This window comes from Pseudoalteromonas sp. SG44-1 (assembly GCF_014164315.1).
Taxonomy (GTDB): Bacteria; Pseudomonadota; Gammaproteobacteria; order Enterobacterales; family Alteromonadaceae; genus Pseudoalteromonas; species Pseudoalteromonas rhizosphaerae.
Window position 1 is genome coordinate 1 of sequence record NZ_JACJEW010000032.1, and the last position, 23,356, is coordinate 23,356.

General features: G+C 36.6%; 23 protein-coding genes. 2 read left to right on the forward strand and 21 right to left on the reverse strand.

The window, feature by feature from the left end; genetic code table 11:
* Positions 1–196: 196 nt before the first annotated feature.
* The 18 genes from H5187_RS14840 to H5187_RS14925 form a co-directional block, all read right to left on the reverse strand.
* The gene (locus tag H5187_RS14840; protein ID WP_182718764.1) at positions 197–1,003 is read right to left on the reverse strand and encodes a hypothetical protein; all 807 of its coding nucleotides are present in this window, start codon (positions 1,001–1,003) and stop codon (positions 197–199) included.
* Positions 1,004–1,145: 142 nt separating this feature from the next.
* Complete coding sequence (locus H5187_RS14845; RefSeq protein WP_182797998.1) at positions 1,146–2,642, reverse strand: helix-hairpin-helix domain-containing protein; 1,497 nt, start codon at positions 2,640–2,642, stop codon at positions 1,146–1,148.
* Between the two features lie 3 nt (positions 2,643–2,645).
* A complete protein-coding gene (locus H5187_RS14850) occupies positions 2,646–4,115 on the reverse strand; it encodes a PP2C family serine/threonine-protein phosphatase (protein WP_182718762.1) in 1,470 nt (489 codons plus the stop codon).
* Positions 4,115–5,164 carry a TerY-C metal binding domain-containing protein gene (locus tag H5187_RS14855; protein ID WP_182718761.1) on the reverse strand — a complete coding sequence of 350 codons (1,050 nt, stop codon included), beginning with the start codon at positions 5,162–5,164 and terminating at the stop codon, positions 4,115–4,117. The genes H5187_RS14850 and H5187_RS14855 overlap by 1 nt, the downstream gene beginning before the upstream one ends.
* 9 nt (positions 5,165–5,173) lie before the next feature.
* Positions 5,174–5,818, reverse strand: coding sequence for a VWA domain-containing protein (locus tag H5187_RS14860; RefSeq protein WP_182718760.1), 645 nt, complete (start codon positions 5,816–5,818; stop codon positions 5,174–5,176).
* A gap of 9 nt (positions 5,819–5,827) precedes the next feature.
* A complete protein-coding gene (locus H5187_RS14865; protein ID WP_182718759.1) occupies positions 5,828–6,478 on the reverse strand; it encodes a VWA domain-containing protein in 651 nt (216 codons plus the stop codon).
* 146 nt (positions 6,479–6,624) lie between these two features.
* The gene (locus tag H5187_RS14870) at positions 6,625–7,080 is read right to left on the reverse strand and encodes a tellurite resistance TerB family protein (RefSeq protein WP_182718758.1); all 456 of its coding nucleotides are present in this window, start codon (positions 7,078–7,080) and stop codon (positions 6,625–6,627) included.
* An 11-nt stretch (positions 7,081–7,091) separates the two neighbouring features.
* The gene (locus H5187_RS14875; protein ID WP_182718757.1) at positions 7,092–7,703 is read right to left on the reverse strand and encodes an HAD family hydrolase; all 612 of its coding nucleotides are present in this window, start codon (positions 7,701–7,703) and stop codon (positions 7,092–7,094) included.
* Between the two features lie 2 nt (positions 7,704–7,705).
* A complete protein-coding gene (locus H5187_RS14880) occupies positions 7,706–8,794 on the reverse strand; it encodes a cysteine protease StiP family protein (protein WP_182718756.1) in 1,089 nt (362 codons plus the stop codon).
* Positions 8,791–9,564: an HAD family hydrolase gene (locus tag H5187_RS14885; protein WP_182797999.1), complete on the reverse strand. Its 774-nt coding sequence runs from the start codon at positions 9,562–9,564 to the stop codon at positions 8,791–8,793. Before H5187_RS14885 ends, H5187_RS14880 begins: the two co-directional genes overlap by 4 nt.
* Positions 9,558–10,631: a phosphoribosyltransferase domain-containing protein gene (locus H5187_RS14890; RefSeq protein ID WP_182718754.1), complete on the reverse strand. Its 1,074-nt coding sequence runs from the start codon at positions 10,629–10,631 to the stop codon at positions 9,558–9,560. The genes H5187_RS14885 and H5187_RS14890 overlap by 7 nt, the downstream gene beginning before the upstream one ends.
* Positions 10,632–10,988: 357 nt before the next feature.
* Positions 10,989–12,074 (reverse strand): sodium:calcium antiporter, encoded by a 1,086-nt coding sequence (locus H5187_RS14895; protein WP_182718753.1) that lies wholly within the window; start codon positions 12,072–12,074, stop codon positions 10,989–10,991.
* A 12-nt stretch (positions 12,075–12,086) separates the two neighbouring features.
* Complete coding sequence (locus tag H5187_RS14900; RefSeq protein ID WP_182718752.1) at positions 12,087–12,665, reverse strand: TerD family protein; 579 nt, start codon at positions 12,663–12,665, stop codon at positions 12,087–12,089.
* Between the two features lie 29 nt (positions 12,666–12,694).
* Positions 12,695–13,297 (reverse strand): TerD family protein, encoded by a 603-nt coding sequence (locus H5187_RS14905; protein WP_182718751.1) that lies wholly within the window; start codon positions 13,295–13,297, stop codon positions 12,695–12,697.
* An 83-nt stretch (positions 13,298–13,380) separates the two neighbouring features.
* Positions 13,381–13,956 (reverse strand): TerD family protein, encoded by a 576-nt coding sequence (locus H5187_RS14910; RefSeq protein WP_182718750.1) that lies wholly within the window; start codon positions 13,954–13,956, stop codon positions 13,381–13,383.
* Positions 13,957–14,244: 288 nt separating this feature from the next.
* Positions 14,245–15,351 (reverse strand): TerD family protein, encoded by a 1,107-nt coding sequence (locus H5187_RS14915; protein ID WP_182718749.1) that lies wholly within the window; start codon positions 15,349–15,351, stop codon positions 14,245–14,247.
* A gap of 372 nt (positions 15,352–15,723) precedes the next feature.
* Positions 15,724–15,993: a hypothetical protein gene (locus tag H5187_RS14920; protein WP_182798000.1), complete on the reverse strand. Its 270-nt coding sequence runs from the start codon at positions 15,991–15,993 to the stop codon at positions 15,724–15,726.
* A 110-nt stretch (positions 15,994–16,103) separates the two neighbouring features.
* Positions 16,104–16,571, reverse strand: coding sequence for a DoxX family protein (locus tag H5187_RS14925; protein ID WP_182798001.1), 468 nt, complete (start codon positions 16,569–16,571; stop codon positions 16,104–16,106).
* A 155-nt stretch (positions 16,572–16,726) separates the two neighbouring features.
* Here H5187_RS14925 and H5187_RS14930 point away from each other — a divergent pair, with 155 nt between their 5' ends.
* The gene (locus tag H5187_RS14930) at positions 16,727–17,638 is read left to right on the forward strand and encodes a LysR family transcriptional regulator (RefSeq protein ID WP_182784965.1); all 912 of its coding nucleotides are present in this window, start codon (positions 16,727–16,729) and stop codon (positions 17,636–17,638) included.
* Between the two features lie 58 nt (positions 17,639–17,696).
* Here H5187_RS14930 and H5187_RS14935 read toward each other — a convergent pair whose 3' ends face one another.
* Positions 17,697–18,548 (reverse strand): universal stress protein, encoded by an 852-nt coding sequence (locus H5187_RS14935; protein ID WP_182760819.1) that lies wholly within the window; start codon positions 18,546–18,548, stop codon positions 17,697–17,699.
* A gap of 10 nt (positions 18,549–18,558) precedes the next feature.
* Positions 18,559–20,046 carry a SulP family inorganic anion transporter gene (locus H5187_RS14940; RefSeq protein WP_182718745.1) on the reverse strand — a complete coding sequence of 496 codons (1,488 nt, stop codon included), beginning with the start codon at positions 20,044–20,046 and terminating at the stop codon, positions 18,559–18,561.
* A gap of 542 nt (positions 20,047–20,588) precedes the next feature.
* On the opposite strand from H5187_RS14940, the gene H5187_RS14945 reads away from it, so the two are divergent.
* The gene (locus H5187_RS14945) at positions 20,589–21,428 is read left to right on the forward strand and encodes an ABC transporter substrate-binding protein (RefSeq protein WP_259398518.1); all 840 of its coding nucleotides are present in this window, start codon (positions 20,589–20,591) and stop codon (positions 21,426–21,428) included.
* Positions 21,429–21,471: 43 nt separating this feature from the next.
* On the opposite strand, the gene H5187_RS14950 is transcribed toward H5187_RS14945, so the two are convergent.
* Complete coding sequence (locus tag H5187_RS14950) at positions 21,472–23,352, reverse strand: hypothetical protein (protein ID WP_182793936.1); 1,881 nt, start codon at positions 23,350–23,352, stop codon at positions 21,472–21,474.
* Between the last annotated feature and the right edge of the window lie 4 nt (positions 23,353–23,356).

A 23,356-nucleotide genomic window follows, 5' to 3' on the forward strand; every position in this document is an offset into this window, starting at 1 on the left:
AAGAAATAGTCGAACAGGTTTCGCAAGCGTGGAATAAATTCATTTCTGTTCCTGATACGGTTAAAAGCATATGCTCTAGAGACTGGATAAAATTGACTTAATCTTTATGCAGATTGGTATTAATCGTATCAAGCTTAAGCAAAAGAACCGCCAACCGTAATCCTATCGAATAAACCGGTTAGTTCTCACTCTAAACTTAGGCTATAGCTTTTAGGCTTATCTCACAGTTTTCAATAGTAAAACTATTTCCTTTAGTGATTTCGACTTTTTTATCATCTGTTTCAGAGTTAAAAAATATTTTTTCACCCTCAAGAGAAATACTACCAATCTGTTTTAATACTGCTATGCCTTGACTTGTTAAGTTAATATCCATGTCATCTGTAAACCCAACGGAGATAGGATCTGCTCCAAGTGTTAAATTAAAACTATGAGGCTTTACTAAAGAGATTCCAGTTTGAATTGGTTTTAATGTGACATTAATTGATGCTTTGCGAAATACCTCTTCTGATGTTGCGACCATAAGCCCTATTACAGCACCAGTTACAACAACACCCATCGTATAACTTAAACCAAGGTTCATTACAACTAGGCCAATTGCTCCACCAACTGCACCAGCAATTAATGCAACCTGAACTTTTAAGTTAGGAATTCTTAACGAAGCAACATACCCTGCTGCCGCACCACTGATACTCCAACCAACTAGTCGTCCTATACCATCAGAAAAAATGCTCATCGACAAAAATGCTAACAAACCACCTGCGGCCCCAATCCCAAGCCCTTTAGCTGCACCATTAAGTATTTTATTTGTATTATTCCATGAGTTACTTTGGTAATAATTTTGTACATAGACAAGAAAAGCACCTATGAGAGCTGCGTCTATAGCACCTGTGAAAACCCAACTGCTAAAAGGTGAATCAAGAAGACCTAAAATGTTTGCCAAAATGGCACTAGCACCACCACCAATACCGGCTCCTGCTGCGAATAAACCCTTTTTATTTATCATATTCCGTCCTATAGAAAAATTTATTAGTGTAACTAATTTAAGTTGAGCAAACGTCACCTAGTGATGCCTATTTTAATAAACCAAAAACTGCTATTTATTTGCTATGATTGTTTTGTTGTTAACATGTATGTCTTATACTTTTTTATTTACTATCGACCATTTGAATATTCAATAATCGGTCGCCCCTCCCATTTCCAATTAATAAATTAATTCCGTCTGTAACTTCAATTTGGCTGCCAGTTGTATAAGCCTCCTTTGTTGTCGCATTAATTAAGTTAGGCATATTTTCATTCACTAAATACCAAGCATTATTATGAAAAACAAAATACCCTTGTCGTTTTTTATCACTTTCTTGTAATCTTTCATTCGGTGTAATAAAGCGATTTGTGTGCCAGCGGTACAATGACTGATTCGTATACACCATTAATCTATGATTGTCAGAAACAAAACGACCTTTTTCTCTTTCTGAATAGAAATTAATAACCGGAAGCAACCCTCGATATTTAGTGCTGCAAAAAGGACACGTTGGAGATAGTGTGTTGTCAAAAATATACCAGCCTTGTGAGCACGTATCATTAACGCATGGCTGAATCAAATCAATCGATTTAATTAGCGCGCTTTCCCACTCATCAGCTGTTGGTCTGCCCTGAGGCGAATGAAGCCCTTCAATAAACGCTCTTTCGAATAACTTACTTATGTAAGGACCTGTGATGGTATAAGGCAGTTTATTTGTGTCTTTCCAAGGTAGCTCTGTTGCTTTTACTCTTTCTACTTTTATTCTGTTATCAGCGTTTGTAGGGTGTTCCACAAATAGAGCTTTTTCGCCCATTGATAACATTTCATCTTTTTGTGGGTCTAAATCTCTTACTTTATCGCCTCGCAAGGGGTGGCGTAATAATAAGTAGTTATAGATTAGTACCGCTAATGCATGCCTATCAGTGGATATATTTGGTAAACACCTAGCAGGATCTGTTTTAGATAAGTGCGCAGTGGCTACAACCTCAGGTGCAATAAAGTCAGGTGTGCCTACTACGTCTGGCGGGTACTTTCCTGGCACAACAAGGCCATCAATATCAATGATAGTTGCAAGCCCTTCGACGGGCGACACAAGCACATTTTTATAACTTAAATCTGAGTGGGCAAGTCCTGCTGCATGTAATCTACGTACGGCTCTGGCAATAGTAAGGGATATTTTTAAGTATTTAGACCAATCTCCTTTTTCACGTTTATCAAGAAAACGATTTTGATTATTTGCAGATGCAAACCACTTACCTTGTTTTTCTTTGCCTTTGATATTTAAAAAATCATTATTGACTGAGCCGTAATCAAAAAAGAAATGAGGCTGATACGATGGCACAACGATGCCTGTGCGACCGTCGTGTTCAACAATTTTTTCAGGCCAACAAAAAAAGTTTTTCCAGTAATCACCTGTTTCATGTTGAAAAACACTTTCACGATACCGACCCGTGATCATCTCTAGTCGTTCTATACTTGCATGATCTAGCTCGTCTCTATAAAAAGCGACCACATAAGATTTACAAGGGCTAAAGTACACATCTTTCATTGCACCTGAACCAATAATCTCATCAACAAATTCTACTGTAGAGCCATCAAGTGCGTTTATTTTAACAACTGTCATAAATCACTCCTTAACTAGGCAAACAGAAATTGTACGATCGTCATGGTTACCCTTTGACCAAAAATCCATCCACTGGGTTAAACCTTTTAAGCCATCTTCGCGGTTCTTGTTTGTAATATGCGGCTCTAACTCATTCCATAATCGATCCCAATGAGGTAATGAATCTAGTTGTTTTTCTGTTTCAAACCATGCATCGGTGATCCCATCTGTAGCAAGAATAAGAGCACTCATTGATTCAACTTTTTCTACTCTAACGCGCCTGTAAACACTACCATCTTCAAATATTCTGTTATCTAAAAATCGAGTTTGTCCAGCAAATTCACCACTGTCTGGCTCGCCCATTAACACTACTGTTTTATTTTTATCATATATTGCAATACCACCGTCACCAATCCAAAAAGAAATAACAAGGTAACCACCTTGCACTTTTTTATGTGCGGCAAGTATTAATGTTGTAGAGAAGTCTTTTACGCTGTCGCCTTTACTTGCATCAACACAATTATTTATTGCTTTAGCGGCACTAAAAACAGCCTTTACAATAGTATGTTGGTAAACTTCGAGTAATGATTTTTGGTTTTCTTCGTTACTATCATTAGAAAAATCATTATATGTCTTTTCAAGTGCGCTGCCATAATGCCCATTTAAAGACTCTTTAAGTGAATCGGTTGCATTACTAACAGCTACAAATGCGCCTTGGCGAGAATATTTGCACGAACCTGCACCATCAGCAACACAGCTTATAATCCATTCGGATGACTTATCACAATAGAGTTTAAAATCGTCATCACGATGAATACCTTTGTGAGCATGCGAGCGCCCTCTTACACTGCACCCCATTAATAACATGCTACTATTTTCACAATATGCGTGGTGGGTATCTGGTTTATGAAAACGAGCCGTTTCATCTGAGGGTATATTTTTCCAAAGTGATTTCGGATCTGGCACAAAAGTTACTTTTATTCTTACAACAACACTCTGAACTTGCCCATTAGCAAGTGGGGTTGAACCGTATAAATCAAACTGATGATCGCCAACTTGAGTAGTTGTGCCAGATAGCATTAATTTATCTGGATCAAATTCTACTCCCTCAAATTCATCAACACTTTTAGTTTGAAAAAAGCTGATCTTTGTATTGGCTTCACTCTCAAAAGATATTGATTCTGAAAACAACGTATTTATTTTAAGATTAGGTAATCGGACATTAATGACCAAAGGCGGTATTTGTTTATTTACACTTAAATTGTTCTTTTTTTTATGCAATTTTCCACCCTCAAAGGTTGTTAGACGCACCACACTCTTGTCATTCTTTACTAATGGAGTAAGTTCATTAAGTAATGCATTGATATGATGCTGTACAACGGTTTGATCTAAATATTGGTTAGCTCGCTTTTGAACAAATGACTGTCTGGTATTTGTAAGTGAAGCTTGGAGTAGAATCTCAAATAATGCTTGTTCAAGCTTTACTTTGCTCATTAGCCCTGGCCTCGCGTAATAGAAAAATCACTGCTTCCTTGACTGAACTTAATACTTTTTTCGCACCATGGACACATAACAAGATCCTCGTCACCAATACACAATAGTTTACCACAACCGCACATTGCAAAAGCTGACTGATTTCCGCATTGCGGGCAAGGCGGAATACCATCAAGAGAAGAAGTATCGACGCTCTGTGCAACATAGTTATCAGAGGACCATTCAAAGTAACTTTCTTCTAATTTATAAGCGCCTTCGAGATGATAATACTTATGGTTTGGAATAAAGCGCTCCATACCTTCAACGAGTCTTGGTTTAATGTATTTAATTAGATAAGGACGCCGATTAGTTGAACAACGCCCGGTTAACGTTACACAACTTGTATCAGAAATATTCTGTTCAGAGGTATCCCTAATCACTTTTAAGCCAGCGTTATCAACTTTATCTAAAGATACTGGAGAATTTTTATTGTTTAACTCTATCATTTGACTTTGTGCTTTAACGGATGCACTTACCCACTCAATAAATTTAAAAAATTGATTTTTACCTGTATTTTCTAGCGCTAATACGGAATTTGCAACTTGATTTAATATATCAATATCTGCATTTAGACCCAGTGTAATGGCAATAAGGCTAGCATTTTTAGCGTACTTATCTTGCCAACGCGTAATTGCCTTACTAGGGTTATCTGTTGGTTTCCCATCAGTAATAAGAAAAACAATAGGTTCCCAATCACCACGGGTTTCATACGTGGTTTTTTTTACATTGGTATCTATTTCATCCATCAATACATTTAATGCGCTACCCAAAGAAGTTCCACCACCAACAGGAATTTTAGGTGGATAAAAAGAAATTAAATCAACTAAGGGGGCAATTACTTTAGATTTTCCTGCAAATGCAATGATACTAATGAACACAGTTTCTAATGAATTAGGATCTTGACGCAAAGAAGAAACAATACTCTCGATTCCTTTCTCCATCAACTCAATTGGCTCTCCTGTCATTGACTCTGAAATATCTATAACAAAAAAAATGGGTAATCTACGCATATTATTTCCTTATAATACGATTTGAAACTCAGGCGGTGGAGGTGGTAATGAGTTTTCTAATGGTCCATCAACACCCGAGCTCATAGAGCCTGCTGCAATAGAATCACTAACCCATTTAAAAAATTGCGCGAATGCAGAACTTTCCATATTGTCTAATACAACAACATTCTTTGTTAATTGTTTTAAAAACTCAGGTTTTGCTTTTGGACCCGCTGCACAGGCAATTATTTCAGCAAAGTTACTAGCCTTAACTTTAGGCAGGCTTTCTTTAAATACCATCAAGTCTGAAGGTGAACCATCTGTCATAATAAATAGCATGGGCCTAAAGTCTCCTTTAGTCTCATCAGAAGATTTAATGACATTTTTTGCTACTTTATCAACTACAAACTCTAGCGCTTCTCCCATATGAGTAGCACCAGATTTAGGTAATTCAATTTCTGAAAACTGCGCACTTTCAAGTGGAGTTAATGGTAAAATTTCTTTGATTTCACGATCAAAAGTTATTAAAGATAAATATACTGATTCAAGTGCATATGGGTCTTGTCTGAGTGCAGTGAGCATTGAACTAATACCGACATTAACTGCATGAATAGGCTCTCCTTGCATAGAGCCTGAGCTATCAATTAAGAGATATACTGGTAATCGTCGACTCATGACGAGCTCCTACTTTTTGGTTAAATCAACTAAGTTAATTTCAGGTGGTGGAGGTGGTAGGTCTGATAGTTGTGATGCTTCAGACTCACCGTTTTCGACTTTTTGAGAGTTTGTTGAAATACTTGCAGATACCCATTCAAAAAAAGCTGATATTGCATTCGAGTCTGTATTTTCAAGATGCACAACATTCTCAGTAATTTTCGTGAGTTCATCTATTTTTGCATGATGACCAGCAGCACACGCAACTATAATACCCATTTTAGTTGCTTTTAAATCATCAATGCCTTTTTGAAAGTCATCCGTTGCACCACCATCACTAAATACAAAAACTAATGGCCTCCAATCGCCTTTTTCTTCTAAGGTCGTTGTTTTGACTTCTTCATTAACTTTGTTCGCTAATAGAGTAAGTGCAGACCCTAGTGATGTAGTACCTGATGGAGTGAGTTCAGGTGCTTGAAACGACATCAAGTCTGTAAGTGGCACTGACTGAACCGCTTTACTGTTAAACTCAATTATCGATAAAAATGCAGTTTCCAATGCGTAAGGGTCTTGGCGTAAAGAAGAGAGTAAAGTTTCTAATCCATTTTTTACAGATTCAATCGGTTCTCCATACATAGATCCAGATGTATCTAATAATAGGTATACTGGTAAACGTCTCATTATGAGCTCCTAAATAGGTAATGATAAAAACTAATCTCAGAGGAAACAGCCAATATAAACTAACAACACAAGATAATAATTGTCATTATTAATTTATGAACATTTTTGCTTAGAGTCTCGTCTACACATTAGCTTTTATAACTGATTTATAAATCAAACTCAGATGGTAAAATACCAACAGCATTACAAGCATCCTTAATTGCTTGCTTTTCATCTGCGTCAAAATCTCCATCAGCTCCACCAATAATAATACCTAATTGAATACAAGCTCTCGCTTGGTCTTGCTTACCTTTTAAAGCACTTAACGCTTGAATGGCTTCTATTTTACCAAAATCATAATCCGCTTCTAATTTATTACAATAAAAATCGAATTTATCTTTTAGATCCGATGCAGAAAAAACTTTTAAAGACTCATTAGACATAATAAAACCAGTCGTTTTTTTCCGCTCATCCGCATCTATATCACCATCAGCGGCTGCAACTAATGCACATATAGCCATTGAAGCATCTGCAAATTTCTTGTTTTTAAATTGTCCAATGTTCTTTTGTAAACTATCGTTTGCATCGCTTATTTTTTCTTTAACGTTATTCCAAAAACTCATACTATTCTCCATTAATTGTTTATAAACGGACTTAATTGCCCTTTTTTAACATAAAACTTTTTTTCAGCGAGCTCTAACATGGGGATATCTACAGGTAAATTACCGTATGCCTCTTCAACTGAGCACGTTAATTTTTCACCCGCAATTAACGTATTAAATCGCGCTACTTTTTCTTCAATTTGGCACTCTGTACCAATTAATCCATTTAGTACATTAGCATCTTCTTTCAATAATGTACCAATTACTCTTTCAACGGGCCATTGTAGTTTATTAACTATACCTTCAATAAAGTATTGGGGCGAAGCGGTAATAATCCAAATTTCTACCCCTTGAGCGTGTAAATGCATCATTCTGTCTACAACAGGTTTAATAGGTGTTAATTTTTCAGCGGTATCTAAGCCTGCTTGAAATACTAGTTCGTTACTTTTTTTGTTTAAAGAAAGCATATAAAAATGCTGCTTAATTGAGTTTTTTATTGTTCTTCTGGATACTTTTTGTTTGGTAAATATGGGTAAAAGATAAGTAAAAAGAGGTCTTTTACCTAAAAAATACTTGAATAAAAAACTCAAAGAGTTTTCTTTCACTAGTGTTTCGTCAAAATCAAATACTGCAATTTTTTTCATAACTAATCTACATCTTTTATAAGTGCACAAGCACCAAATGGCATTTCAGGTAGTACACATACCTCAATACTTTTTTCGTTGGCAATAGTAATTAAATGTGCGATATTTGGGTTGTTAGCGTCATTTACAATTAAAAGATCTGGCACCCGTCGTAACATCACTCGTGTTGCTTCAGCAATTCCGGGTTTAATTCTGTTTATATCAGTCACACTAAATTTGCTCATTAATAAACGAATATAATTTTGAGTTAGCTGATGGCGTGCTTCTCTTTGCTGCTGATCTGGCACTGCTGCTAATTTATAATATACAGTTTTAAAGCAATTGGAAATTTCAAAAATAAACCAATTTGAATGATCATATTGAGCTAAATGCTCATACGAAATACACCCATGAAAATCATCTTTTTTAATCTGTTCATTAATAACTGAGCGACTAATTAAACCACTTACTGTTGAGTTCATTAACGCACTGGGTATTGCATAGTCTTGGTAAGTAACTGAGTAATCGGCAGTTCCACCTATATCAGATACAACATATAACGTATTGCTTATGTTAACTTTACGGCTGGCATTATAATCTTCAATCGCTTTTTTAAGCTCTTTAGTAATAACACCTTTGGCAGTCCAACCATCAATAAATACGATGCTTTGAGGAGGTATTTTCAAATCAAAAATAAGATAATCCAATGCATTAACATCAATACCTTTATCGCGAACAATACTAATTGAGTAATGCGTTGAATTATATTGTGAGTAGTTGTTTATACCTTTATTAACAAGCACGCCAATAGGTGTGCCCGCTCTAACTAAAGAAACAATACACACATCTTGCTTAATATTATTGGAAATGAGGCAAGATAGATTAAGAATTTCTTCAGCTAATTTATGCTTATATTTTGCTGTTAAATCATGAAATAACTTTTCATATTCAGGTGTTGGCTTACTTTCTTGGCTAACCATTTGAGAGTAATGCAATTGACCCGTTTGAATTAATCTTTCTTTATCTTCGATAGAATGAAATTCTGGTTTTATTTTTTTTAATAAGAATATGCAATCATGCTCTGGATAACTACCAATTAGTGGTGTTTTCATTGATTTAGTTCCCTATCTAAAATTTGCGAACCGTTGGGAACAATTAAAAAATCAGACTCTTTCATAAAAGGTAAATCACTATTACTGTCGCCAATACTAAACACCGTATCATGCTCTCCTATCTTCAATTTATTTTTAATATACCTAACGGCAACGTCCTTTCTTGCATAAGGTGGTAGTATTGCAAAATTACGACTATTACTGTGCAATAACATGTCATCTTCAAGTATGCTTTTTAAATACGAATCAACATCTTTCGCTTTATTTTCGCTGTAATCATTTCGTGAAACTTTAACACAAATATAAGCAGTAATACCTTGGTCAGTAATCAGCCTTACCTTTACAGTGTTACCTATTGCAGTAAAATGATTATGTAAATGGTTAAACGTTTTTACTAACTCACTTTCCCAAAATGCTAAATTAAACTCTGCGTTAATAAATGTATGCCATCCATCTAGCAATCTGTGATATTTATCTAATATAACAGCGCCATGCGAGACCACAGCATACGGTGTGTTTTTAATAACAGGTAAACTACAATTTAAAAACGAATCTGTTCTTCTGCCTGTAACTGGTATAAATACGCCACCTGCGGCTTCAAAAACACCAAGTAGTTTTTGTTGCTGCAACGAAGAATACCCCTGAGCTTCACCCTGGTTGTTCGTTGTTGCTACAAAAGATAAATCTCTTTTTGTATTTTTTAGGTTTTTAAACAATGAGTCGTCTAAATCAGTAAATACAAATAGCCTGGAGGTACGTTGTGCTAGCATTTCCATTCGTGGTATTTAACCTGTTCAGTAAAAAGTAACCCTTCATAATTTTTTTCACTAACGACAAATATTGATTTGTTTTCAGGAAAAAAATTATATAGATAATGTTCGGTATCATTTTCGACTGTTATAATTTTATATTTATTAACTATCGCATCGCATAGTAATATTGGCGAACGATTAATAGACTGAAAAACGACTTCCACGCCTTTATTTTCAAGCCTTTCTGCCAATAAAAATGGAATGTACTGATGTTCTCCATCGGCAATAACAACGGTGCTTTGAGATGTATCAATGCCCTTTATTTTTTCTTTGTAAGGCATTAATAATCCACACCGCCCTGTATCATTTGCACAAAGCGCACTAGAGATCTTTGAGTTTACTTTTTTAGGGAGTTGAGGATTAAAACCAGGATCTTTATCTAAACTAATATTAGCTTTAAGTAAGGAAACATAACGAATTGGAATATCTAAATTAAGTTCATATAAATAGTTTTGTTCACCCATCAGGTCGACAATTGCCGTGACCACTATTTCTTCTAAATCGGGTAAGTACGGAAGTATTTTTAAAAGCAATACCTTAATAGTGCGACCTGTTGTAATTTCATCATCAACAATAACAAGTCGTTTAGATTTTACTATAAAGCTTAGCAAGTTTTCACTTGGTTGATAAAACATATGATTAACTGCGTGACTATGTTCTTCATCTACAGTAAACCATAACTTTTCATCAAGCTTATGCCTCGTGGTGTGTTGAAAGTAAACATCATCATTTTGCGTGTGAGCTAAACTATCTGCCACACCTGCACCTAAACCTGTTGCAGCCTCTGCAAAACTTACGACATAGGTTTGTGATCCCTCTCCGATTTTTTCAGCTAATTGGTTATAGGTTTGCCTCATTAACTTTGGCGAAGTTGGGGTATAACGTCCTATTAATTTGTTTACTAAAATAAAATGACGCTTAGGATTCTCTCGACAAGCAAATGTCAAAATACGATCTAATGTTGCTCTTTTTTCATCCGTTTTTAACGAGAGTATACCAGCCTTAATGTCGTAGATATGTTTCATATTTTCCAGTTATATTTTAAGTATGCTTATAAAAAATCCAGTTGCTAACCCCCTGTTTAACTGAAAATTTTTAATGTATTGATAAGTTAATTGTATTTTTCAGCTAATATTTTTGTCTATTTTTATACCCCAGCATTTAACAAACAATACTAATTTTTTATCTGTTGAATAAATAATTCGGTTAATAATAGTAATAGAAAAACGCGATAAAATATGATTATTTAAACATTTTAGTTCTTAAAGAAAAAGCGAGTAAAAAGCAATGAATTTCATGCACCATAATTATAAATGGGCTTAATATTTAAGCCCATAATTTTATTAACATCAAGCTTATATCGTTTTATAAAAAATTAATACCTATTGAATAACGAAGTACATACTCGCTGCCCAAAAAGTAAACATAGCAAGTAAAAAATACGCTATGGTTTTTGTCACTTTCTTATAATTAAATAATAAACTCGCAGCCACTGCAACTGTAACCCCAACAATAGACCAACGTAATATTGTTAAGTTTTCATCTTGTACAAGTGGTAAAGAATCTACACCATTAATTATAAACCAAGCTAATAATGGTAATGCAAATGCAATGGTTGTATCAAAAGTGTTAGATGCTAATGGGTTAGCAACTGCATCTTCATATTCACCTTTTTGAGCATCTTTAACTGATAAAATTAAGTCTGGTACAGATGATGCCGCAGCACCAAAAACTAAACCAGCAAAAAACTGAGGAACACCTAATACTGTTGCGCTGCCTAAAACACCTTCAACTAATATATGAGAAGCCCCCGAAATAACAGCAATAGCGAATGATATAACAATTAAAGCACTTGTTGCCGTAAAGGTACGGTTTGAGAAGAATAAAGCATTAAAGTTAAATGTTAAAATATTAGCAATAACACCTTTATCTTCTATTTCTTCATACTCATATTCTTCATCATCATCGCCACTTATGTGATTTTTAGCATCAAAATATAAATGAACTGCATATAGAAAATAAATTACATTTAATATAACAGCCATCCAAACTGTAAAACTATTAAAACCAAGGCAAACAATTAGTGTAATTTCTGCGGTTAAAACCCAAAAAACATCACGTAATAAAACGCGTTTATTAAGTTCAATATGCTCTACAGATTTACCATTTCCATCTCTCGCCATAATTATAGACAAAGCAGGTATAACACAACCATTAAAGATAGCAGAACCAGCTGTAACACCTAAAGCAACCATAACTAGAGATGGGTCGTTAAACCAAAATAAACAAGCAATAACAACACACATTTCAGGCATGCTAGAACCAATAGCATTCACAGTCGCCCCTTTAACCCCAGGTGGGAAGTTACGACCTAAATACCCTGCTGCCTGCTCAAATGTATCGCACGCAAACTTCAGTAAGTAACACGACAAAATAATATATATAAATGGTAATATTGTATCTAACACGTATTTCTCCGACTAGGCAATATTAACGCCATAATTAACAGCCATAGCATGCAGACCACCTGCATACCCTTGACCAACCGCTCTAAACTTCCATTCATTATTATGTCTGTACAGCTCACCAAAAATGATCGCTGTTTCAGTTGAGTAATCTTCTGATAAGTCATAACGAATTATTTCTTCATCTGACTTTTCATTAACAACGCGTATAAACGCATTAGACACTTGCCCAAAGTTTTGAGAACGGGCGTTTGCATCATGAATGGTTACACCAATAATAATTTTATGAACGTTATTAGGAACAGCCGCTAAATCAATTTTTATAGACTCATCATCTCCGTCACCTTCTCCAGTTAAATTATCTCCAGTATGCTCAATTGATAAGCAAGGAGAAGTTAATGCACCATAAAAAATGAAGTGTTGATCAGATATGATTTTTCCATTTTCATTCAACATAAACGCTGATGCGTCTAGATCAAAATCGGCACCATCTGATGAACGAGAATCCCAACCAAGTCCGACTAAACATTTACTGATACCAGGTGCAATTTTTTCAAGAGAAACATTTGCGCCCTTTTGTAAGGAAATAGCCATTAATGACTCCTTTAATATCTATAAATACTTTACAGGTAACTACTTTCAGCTGTTTTTATCGTTTGCTCAAGTTTTTTATCGCTTGTTGTTTCACCAATTGCAGAAAATTTCCAGTTGCCATTATGCTTATACAACTTACCTAAAATCATAGAAACAGAACCCGCAAATTTAGGGTCGTTCGCAATATCGTATACTGCGTGAATTGAATCTACGCGACCAGGTGTACCTTCGTATAAACGAATTGATGCAAAAGGAATTGTTTTAAAATCATCGCCACTGAACGAGTTAAGTACAAATACAATTTGTTCTGCAGCAGCTGGTAATTGGCTCAAGTTAACGTTAATAACTTCGTTATCTAGTCCATCATCACCATCAGTATCACCGGTTAAGTCGTCACCCGAATGCTGAATACCCGTTGAAGCTAGTTTTCCAAAGTATACAATGTCTAATAATTTTTTATTAGCATCAAAAACTGCACAACTTGCGTCTAAATCTACTGCAACCATTTTCTTACCAAAGAAGCCTTTTTTCTCTATAGCTCCCCAGTTAACGCCTACACAGATGTTTGTTAAAGTAGAACCATTAGATTTTTCAAGGCTGATTTTCTGACCTTTTTGTAATGAAATTGCCATTTTAAATCCTTTATATTAAAAAAAATCAGCTGAAACTATAATTAATTTCAACTGATTTATTAGTTAACTAATGTGGTGTGGTATTAAACCGATACGCCGTATTGGCGAGCTAAAGGTGCAAGACCACCTTCAAAACCTTGACCAATCGCTTTAAATTTCCACTCGCTGTTATGGCGGTATAACTCACCAAAGATCAATGCTGTTTCAATTGAGTAATCTTCAGACAGGTCATAACGTGCAACTTCTTCATTTGATGAAGAGTTAACAATACGGATAAATGCGTTTGATACTTGACCAAAGTTTTGTTTTCTTGACTCAGCATCATGAATAGTTACAGCAACTACAATTTTGGTAATATCTGCAGGGATATCTTTAAGACTAACTTTGACTGATTCATCGTCACCCTCGCCTTCACCTGTTAAGTTATCACCAGTATGCTCTACTGATTTACACTCAGAAACTAGGTTATTGAAAAAGATAAAACCGTTATCTGCTTTTACCTTGCCTTCTGCATTAAGCATAAATACTGATGCATCTAAGTCAAAATCAGCGCCGTCTGTAGCACGAGAATCCCAACCTAGACCTAATAGACAATTTGTCATCCCTGGAGCAACTTTCTCTAGAGAAACATTACCACCTTTTTGTAAAGATACTGCCATTTTAAAACTCCTTTATAATTTATGTAAACGAATAAAAATAAAACACTTACGATACAGATTTAATGTATCTACTTAAAAAAATAATACCATAATGAACTATCTAAACAAGAGCAAGGTAATAAGACTTTTTAGTCTAATGTTTATTGCCTTTATAGCGCGAAATGCAAAGAGAAAATTCATAATAAAGAATTCAGAATCTGATATGTTTTTAAATCTTTCACTGTTAAGAGTGTAATACAGCAAGCTCTATCAACCTGTAGACCTTAGATCTTCTCAATTTATAGTTCGCTATTTACTTCCTGCACTCCATTTAAAGCCCCATCCATATGCTTTATCGCAATCAGCATGACCTTTGAAAAAACGATTAAGCCTTCCTACTGCAACTATATTATTTTCAACTGTTAGCTCTGCGATAGCACAAAAACCTGTATTACTTGACGTTTCATTTAGTTGGGTTTCAATCGGGGGCATGTCTGGCACATGTAACGTTACTACAGCATTTGCTTTGTCCCAATTTGGACTGCCTGAATAAATGAATGAAAAAATAATAATACGCTTTACGTTATTAATACTATTTCCATCTATATGTATCCACTCACCGTTTGAGCTTTCACCTGTTCTGTCATCAGCTAATAACTTAATGTAAGGACTAAATTCAAAACGATTTCCTAAAGCTTGAATTATGCTCTTGTCACCGTTTTTTAGCTCTATATATGCACCAAGATCGAGATCGATTCCTGAACTGAAAAAACCGCTTTTGCCCTTTTCCCAGTTTAAATTAACTTTTATAAGACCTAATGAGCCAGCCTTTTTGGCTAAATCAACTTTAGGAGAACTTTTAGTTAAATTAATTTTACTCAAATTAACTTTTGGTGCCGGTGTAGTTACAGGTGCTATCTTAGATGATAAAGATTCAACTACGGGTTCATCCTCTATATCAACGCCATAATGCTCGGCTAGAGGTTTTAAACCGCCGTTAAACCCTTGAGCTACTAGTCTTACCTTCCAGCTATTATTTCTATTGTAAATTTCTAATAGAATTAAGGCTGACTCAGTCCTGCTAGCTGTATTTATTTCACATGTAAAATCTTCACATCCGAGTGTGAAGTTGGGAATTTCAGAAAAGTTCTTTTTATCAAGTGTTGCTACAACTGATAATTTTTCTATGTTCGGAGGAACACGATCTAAATTTACAGTTATCACAGAAGGTTGTATATGAATTGTTCCACAGACGCTTTTAGGGTTACCATAAAAAATCATATCTTCGTCTGAAGTTACTTTCCCTTCACCGTTTAAGCAAAAAACAGAAACATCTGTGCTAGTAGGTAAAGAGTGCTTTATATTTATAATTGATTGGGAAAGATTAGTATTTCCACCCATAATCAATGATGCCATTATAATTCCTTTTAACTTCCGCTGACATGATAATAATAACTTTAATATAGCACAGGCTCAATAGTCAATTATTATATTAGACATGTTTATATAAATTGTTATTTATCAAATGAGAGTCCGCATTTACGTTATTGGGGTCAAAGCGAGGTCTATTGCAGCTTTGTTGCTTGGAGTTAATTAACTAATCTTTTATTTTTGGCTTTGCGACTTTATTTTGACATTGTTGAAAATTGCGGATGCTCAAATACTTATTGATAGTGAGCTAATTCAGCTGTGAAAAATACTTCCTATCTAATATTCATAGGTTGGATCTTAAGAAAACTTGAAGTTGAACTCTATTAATCATCAAATAGTTACGCGAATTAAAACCCCTTATCTCCGAAAAACACCCAGTTGCACTTGCATAAATCTCTGAATTTCAAGTGCGCTACCGATTGCTAAGTGCTGTGCAGGTGCTGCATTGGCAGTAATAGTCGCTACTGACTCTTCCCAATGAGCGCTAATTAATAAAATGGCACTTGGTTTTTTTAGCGTGCTTGCAAGTGATTTTAAATAAGCAACCAATTGTGTATGGTTTGGTTCATTTAACAGTGGCATTGGGCCGCCACCATGAGAGATAAATGCAATGTCTACATTATTCATAGTTACTCCAAACAAGCTCACTTAACATGAGCAAGTAAACCTTGATAGTTAAACTAACGCAAAGCTAAGACGCGGATTTATCCGTAATCCACGTCATTTCATAATAGTGATTAAACATGCTTGGACTGTAACTGCCTAGACGTTAATTTATTCGCTATAAAGTTATCAATACTAAAACGACCACCACCTTGTAATGTTAGCGCAATCAGTACTACAAACAGTGTCAGTGCATATTCGTAGCCGTTATTTGCCATAAACAAGCCATTGTCTATATGTACTGAAAAAATAGCCACTAGCATGATAAATGCTGAAATAAGTGCAGCAGGACGCGTCAATAACCCAAGTAATAATGCTAACCCGCCAAAAAATTCAGCACTGCCTGCGAGTAATGCCATTAAATAACCTGGAGTAATACCGATACTCGCCATCCATTGACCTGTTCCTTCCAGACCATAACCACCAAACCAAGCAAACAATTTTTGTGATCCATGTGCAGCTAAAATCAAACCAATTGGCGCGCGAAGTAGTAAAGCGGCAAGTCCTGCATCTGATTTTAGTATCGTGTTTATTAGTTTCATTATTTGTTCCTCTTTAGCAAAGTATTTATTTACGTTTTAATTAGACCCTGTTGGGATAAGTACACTTTACTATCAATGTCATGGCGGAGTAAGATGACAAATAAAGAATGATTAACAACAAAATGTTGTTAATCAATTTAAATATGAGAAAAATTATGGATAGAATTGATGCAATGCGGGCCTTTGTATCTGTGGTGATCGAAGGTAGTTTTAGCAATGCAGCAACAACCTTACAACTTTCACCACAATTGGTTAGTAAGTACGTTTCTAAACTAGAAGAACGCCTTGCTGTACGGTTACTTAATCGCACTACCCGTAAAGTGAGCCTCACTGAAGCTGGCACTCATTATTTTCAGCATGCGCAACAGATATTGTTAAGCATTGATGAAATGGATTCACAATTAGGGGGCTTACAGCAGCACCCAACCGGAACTCTGAGAATAAGTGCTCCGGTGTCGTTCGCGTTAAAACACATGGGTAAATTAGTGACTGAGTTCCAATCACATTACCCTTTTGTTAATGTTGATTTGCAACTGAACGACCGCAAAGTTGACATTGTTGATGAAGGTTATGATGTAGCACTGCGTATTGGTCGACTCAAAAGTTCGTCTTTGATTGCCAAGCAGGTCGCGCCCATTAGATTAATTTTATGTGCCTCACCTGACTACCTTGAAAAACATGGTACTCCTGAAAAACCTGAAGATCTAAAAAACCACCGATACTTGCATTATAGCTATACAGAAATGGATACTAAAGACGAAATATATCAGTGGTTACGGGTAAAAAACACGCAACGTAGTAGCGAGTTTCAAAGTAATAATGGGGATGTATTAGTTGATTGTGCTATCGCCGGTGCAGGGATAGCATTACAGCCTACATTTATCGCCAGTGAAGCCATTAATAGTGGCAAGTTGATCGAAGTTTTACCTCAATTTGCAACGGGAACTGTTGGTTTATATGTTGTTTATGCCCACCGAAAATTACTACCACATAAAATCAGGTGTTTTATTGATTTTATTAACGGATACTATGGTACGCCGCCATATTGGGACAAAGCAATCGTTTAATCAGTAAAGCCAAACCGCAGTGTAAGCATAATTAAACTGCGTTTTGACTCACCTAAAATTAACGCAAAATCACCAGCGGCAGTTGGGTGTTTTCTATCATTTTTAGGGTATTACTGCCCAAAAAAGCATGTGCTATTTTTGAATGCGAAAAGGCCCCCATCACCAGCATTTCTATTTCATTTTTAGCTTTATATGCCATTAAAGAACTAAAAATATTACCTTCTAAAATACTTGATTTGACTTCAAAACCACTTTCAATAAGCAACGCTTCGGTGCGTTTAAATTTTTCCAACAAATCATGTTTGCCATTTTCTACAGTCACTAAATGACACGTTAAATGATGCAACAAGCCACCAGCAATAATCTGTTTAACCATTTTATCTGCTGTTTCTCGTCCATCATAAGCAAGCATAAAGTTGTTCGGCTCACTAAAGTGACGATTGGCAATTAAAATAGGTGTATGAACATGGCGAATAACCTGCTCAATATGCGACCCAATAGCTTTAAAATTCTGTTCGTGAGTTTTACCGCTTCGGCCAATAACAATCAGTCGCGCTGCATCTTCAAGGTCGCAAATTGCCTCAACAATACCGCTATGGCGCTGCTTACTTTCAATTGACTTACACCCTTGTTGGCTAGCAAATACACTCGCGTGATCTAACATTTCTTTGCCTATTTGCAATGCTAATTTACTGCGTTGCTCATCCAGTGTCGCCATCTCTGATAATAATGATGTAGTTGCACCAAAACCAATTATGCCACTTAAGTCGTCAATCACAGCAGCGTTTTGTTTTTCTATGGCATGCAAAAATAGCATCGATTTATTAAGTTTCTTGGCCGCCCAAATCCCCGCCTTACACACATCATCTGTGTAAACTGAGCCATCTATACAAGTAATAATTTTATTCATTGTGTTCTCCTTAATGGCCTGCCATGAGTTTTTCAACTTCTTCAGGGTCATTGTGAACGCCAAATTTGTCAACAATCGTTGCTGTCGCGTCGCTCATACCAATAATCTCGACCTCTGCACCTTCGCGTCTAAATTTAATCACAACTTTATCAAGCGACGACACTGCCGTAATATCCCAAAAATGCGAATGGGTTAAGTCAATCACTACTTTAGCAACGACCTCTTTAAAGTCAAACGACTCAAGAAACTGCTCTGAGGATGCAAAAAACACCTGTCCAACAACCTGATATACTCGTTCATTAGCAGATGATTGCGCTGGCTTTACAACCATAAAACGACCAATTTTATTGGCGAAGAATAGTGTCGCCAATAGCACACCGACCAATACTCCCATGGCCAAGTTATGCGTTGCGACAACAACAACGACCGTGGCAACCATTACGATGTTACTTGATAATGGGTTTTTCTTTAAATCTCGCAGTGAACTCCAAGAAAAGGTGCCTATCGACACCATTATCATCACGGCAACCAATGCCGCCATTGGGATTTGCTTTAGCCATTCATCTAAAAACACCACCATAAGTAGCAGAAAAGTACCCGCGGTAAAACTTGATAAGCGGCCACGGCCCCCTGATTTTACATTAATGATCGACTGGCCAATCATCGCACAGCCGGCCATTCCTCCCATTAAACCTGAACCTATGTTCGCGATCCCTTGACCTTTACATTCACGATTTTTATCACTAGCGGTATCGGTTAAGTCGTCAACAATTGTCGCTGTCATCATCGACTCCAATAAACCAACGACAGCAAGGCCAAATGAATAAGGAAGAATTATTAGCAGTGTGTCGAGGTTAAAAGGCACATCAGGCCATAAAAATATTGGTAAGGTATCTGGTAACTGGCCCATATCGCCAACAGTTCGAATCTCAAGTCCTACCAACATTGCAACCAAAGTTAAAACCACGATACACACTAGTGGTGATGGAATTGTTCTGCCTATCACCGGTAAGTAAGGGAATAAATAAATGATCCCAAGACCCGCAGCCGTCATCGCATAGACATGCCATGTTACATTCGTCAGCTCCGGCAGCTGTGCCATAAAGATAAGAATTGCCAACGCATTTACAAAGCCTGTAACCACGGAGCGAGACACAAAGCGCATTAAACTCCCCAGTTTTAAATAGCCTGCAATAATTTGTATCACACCGGTGAGTAATGTCGCCGCCAAAAGGTATTCTAAACCATGCTCTTTAACTAAGGTAACCATCAGTAAAGCCATAGCGCCAGTAGCAGCAGAAATCATCCCTGGTCGTCCACCCACTATCGAAATAACCACGGCAATACAAAATGAAGCATACAAACCGACTTTAGGATCCACGCCCGCTATAATAGAAAAAGCAATCGCTTCTGGTATTAGCGCAAGCGCCACCACAGTACCTGCTAATAAGTCCCCTCGGATGTTAAAAAGCCAATCTCGTTTTATTTTTTCTAACATAAAAAACCTTGTCATGTAGTTAACATTAACGCGCATACAGCAGTCAATAAAACACCGACAATGCTTTACTAAACGATGACAACCGCATTTTCATTAATGTTTTTTTATTTATTAAAACGGCACATAAATGCCTACCAATGTTTGGTATATAGGTATCACGCAGCGGTGATTTAGGGGAGGAATAACTTAGGGCGGCGTTAAACGCAAAACATTGTTCCTTATGTAGAATGAATAAATTATCGTCTTTATTCTTGCATCTAACGTATTTTTAAGCAAGCCAAGTAACTTTTGTGTAGGCGCTGATAGCTGCTGTTACTCCTTACCTTGCCAATAAAAACACATAAAAAACATGCCATCATTTACCCGTTCCTTTTCAAACGGCTGCAACGATAAACATTGCCAATGCATTTTAGTTATCGTCTTTTTAAGTTGTTAAATGCATATATGCGACTAAGCTTTAGTAATAATTACGAAAACTTATCAAATAAATGAAAAAGTACTTAGTCTTTTTATTGTTATTTTGCGGGTTCACACAGGCAACTATGACCCCTGTTAGTTACCAAGTGGGTAAGCAAACAATCATTGCGCCAGCAGTACGATATGAATATGGTTATGCCTATAACATTGGTGGCAAAAGGCTTTTAAAACTAGTCACGTTAAATTGGGCTCCTTATATCGATGAATCATTGTGCAACAATGGCTGGCTGTTTCAATTAACCGTTAAACTGTTGCTGCAAAAAGGCTATGGTGTGCATATTGAATTTTTTCCATGGGCGAGAGCGGTTAGAGCAGCCGAGTTAGGAAAAGCGGATATTTTATTTCCCGAGTATTTTATTGATGATGCCATTATGTCAGATAATAGGCCGAGTAAAACACGCAATGATTTACTGGCTTTATCCTCAGCAGTTCCTGGTGGTAATTTGTCACTGATCGCACTCAGAGGTAATAACTCAAACTATAACGGCAGTTTAGAGTCAATAAAAGATCAAATTATTGGTGTGGTCCGATCATATAAAAACACCCCTGAACTCGATGAGCTGATTGATTCAAAAAAAATTAATACCATTATTGCCAATAATGAGTATCAGCTAATTCATTTACTAATGAGCCTGAGAGTCAACCTGATTGTAGCCGATTATGATGTGTTAATTGCCAGTATTGAAAAATCTGTCGCTTCAGCAAAAGAAAAGCAACAAATGAAAAACGCTCTGGTTCCATTATCCCCTGCTCTCGCTTACAAACCATTGTATTACATGGTAAGTAAAGCAAATCCACAGTGGCAGGAAATTTTAGCCGATCTCAATAACGAGATAAGTAAAATGAAAGAGCAAAGAACACTTTTAGCCTATATCGAAAAAAATAAGCAACAGTGTAGCCGATAATAGTAAAGCGCTTAAATATTAGCAAATAAGCGCCTTTATACTACTAAAACAACGACTCAAATGTCCCATCAGGAAATAATATACCAGGCACCCCTCTTACCGCTGTTACATCTGCGATTTGTGTATCGCCAAAATATAATCCACCACTGTAGTTGCGACCTTTTTGCTTAACATCTAACCAGCGACCTTGAGCACCGTGGATCACAGCATTAATATTATTGCCTACTGTACGTAAGTTAATTTCAAGTGCTCTATTCTTTAGCCGTAAGGCAATCTCTGCATTGGTAATATCAGCTAAACGATTCAAACGACCAACATAAGCAAACTGAAAATCCGGTGCGCCATTTAATGGCGTTATCAATTGCACAGCAAATGCAAGATTCTGTGTAGCTTCATTTATAAATGGCGTTGCTTCGATTGCTTGTAAGTTAAACTGTGTCGTTTGATTTTCACTAACAAGCTGACCCTTAAAGTCAAAACCAGATACCACTGTCACAAGCTCTTCAAAAGGAGTAACGAAGCGATCGGCGTTTAGCTTTATGTCACCTGTTAACACACCGCTATTGGCGTTTTCTAATGATACCGTTGTCTCTATATTCAGCTGCCCGGTTGTTTCACTTTGATCATTTGAAAATGGATCGTCAGTACCATCAAACGACAGCACTAAATCACTCACATCGGCGTTTAGTTGAGTATCTTGGCCTATCACTTTAGCACTCATAATACCGGAGACTTTATTACCCAACAGTCCACTTACTTGCCATTGTGGAATATTCAAATCTAGTTGTACGTCATGATCATCATACTGGCCACTAATAGCCCAAGAATAAGGGGATTGTTGGTAGTTTATTGTCAGTCCCTGTAAATTATAAACTCCTGCGTCGGTATTATTTAATGGCGAAAAATTATAGAGCACGTCATAAAGCACATTCCCTAAAACGATAATAGCTTGTTGCGAGTCTTCGCCTAATATTGTTTCAAATTCAGTCAGCTTTTGTTTGAGCTCATCACTGTACGTTTGCTCTTGTAAGCGTGCCACACCTATTATATTACGCACATCTTCGAGTAACTCACGAGAGTGTAATTGCTCTTCATCTCGTTCTTGTGGCGAAATATTGCTAGCACTCCCAATCATAATGAGCTGTTGTTTGACCTCTCCAACGACGGATTGCAATAATTGATTACCATCTTCATTAAGTAAATTCTCTGACACATAGCGATCTGCAAAAGTACGATAAAGTGGCAAACTTGCTAACTGGGCCTGTTGTTCTACCACCGTATTATTGGCTGTATTTAAGCTCGCCTCGATATCCGCAGCTCTTTTTAAGATCACACCAAAAGTCAGTGCATTAGTAAGCAGCTCGGTTTCAAGGTTGTCATTTAGTTGGCTGTGAGTAAGGTGATAAAAAGGTGTCGCACTCAAGCTCTGCGTGGTTATGCTTATGTCTAAGTTATTGTCGCTAATCACTGAGCTGATCGGTGATAAATAGACCTTATTTTCGCCCGGAGCTGCAAAAAAATCAGCACGGTAACTTAATGTCATATCCATCACTTCTTGATAATCAATACGACGATTGGCATTCCCATCATTCGGATTATTTCTCACTGTGCGACCACAACCTGCAAAACTTGGACATGTTAACGTCGTTGCATTTGAGGTAAATTCAACATGATGAAAATTTAAAGTTGTGGCTGATAAAGTAACATCGTTAATATCTGCAACGTCAATATTTTCTATAGAGCCCGTGTTATCATTTATGATCGTTAATGTACCCGCAGTGGATTGCCAAGGAGCAATATAAAAGCTTACCGTAGAAGACGTTTCCAGCATGGCCGGTAAAGTGTCTGCTGTGCCATTATCTGATGAGCCACCACAACCAACTAATGACATAAGTAAACTAACTGATATAAGTTTTTTAAACATCACA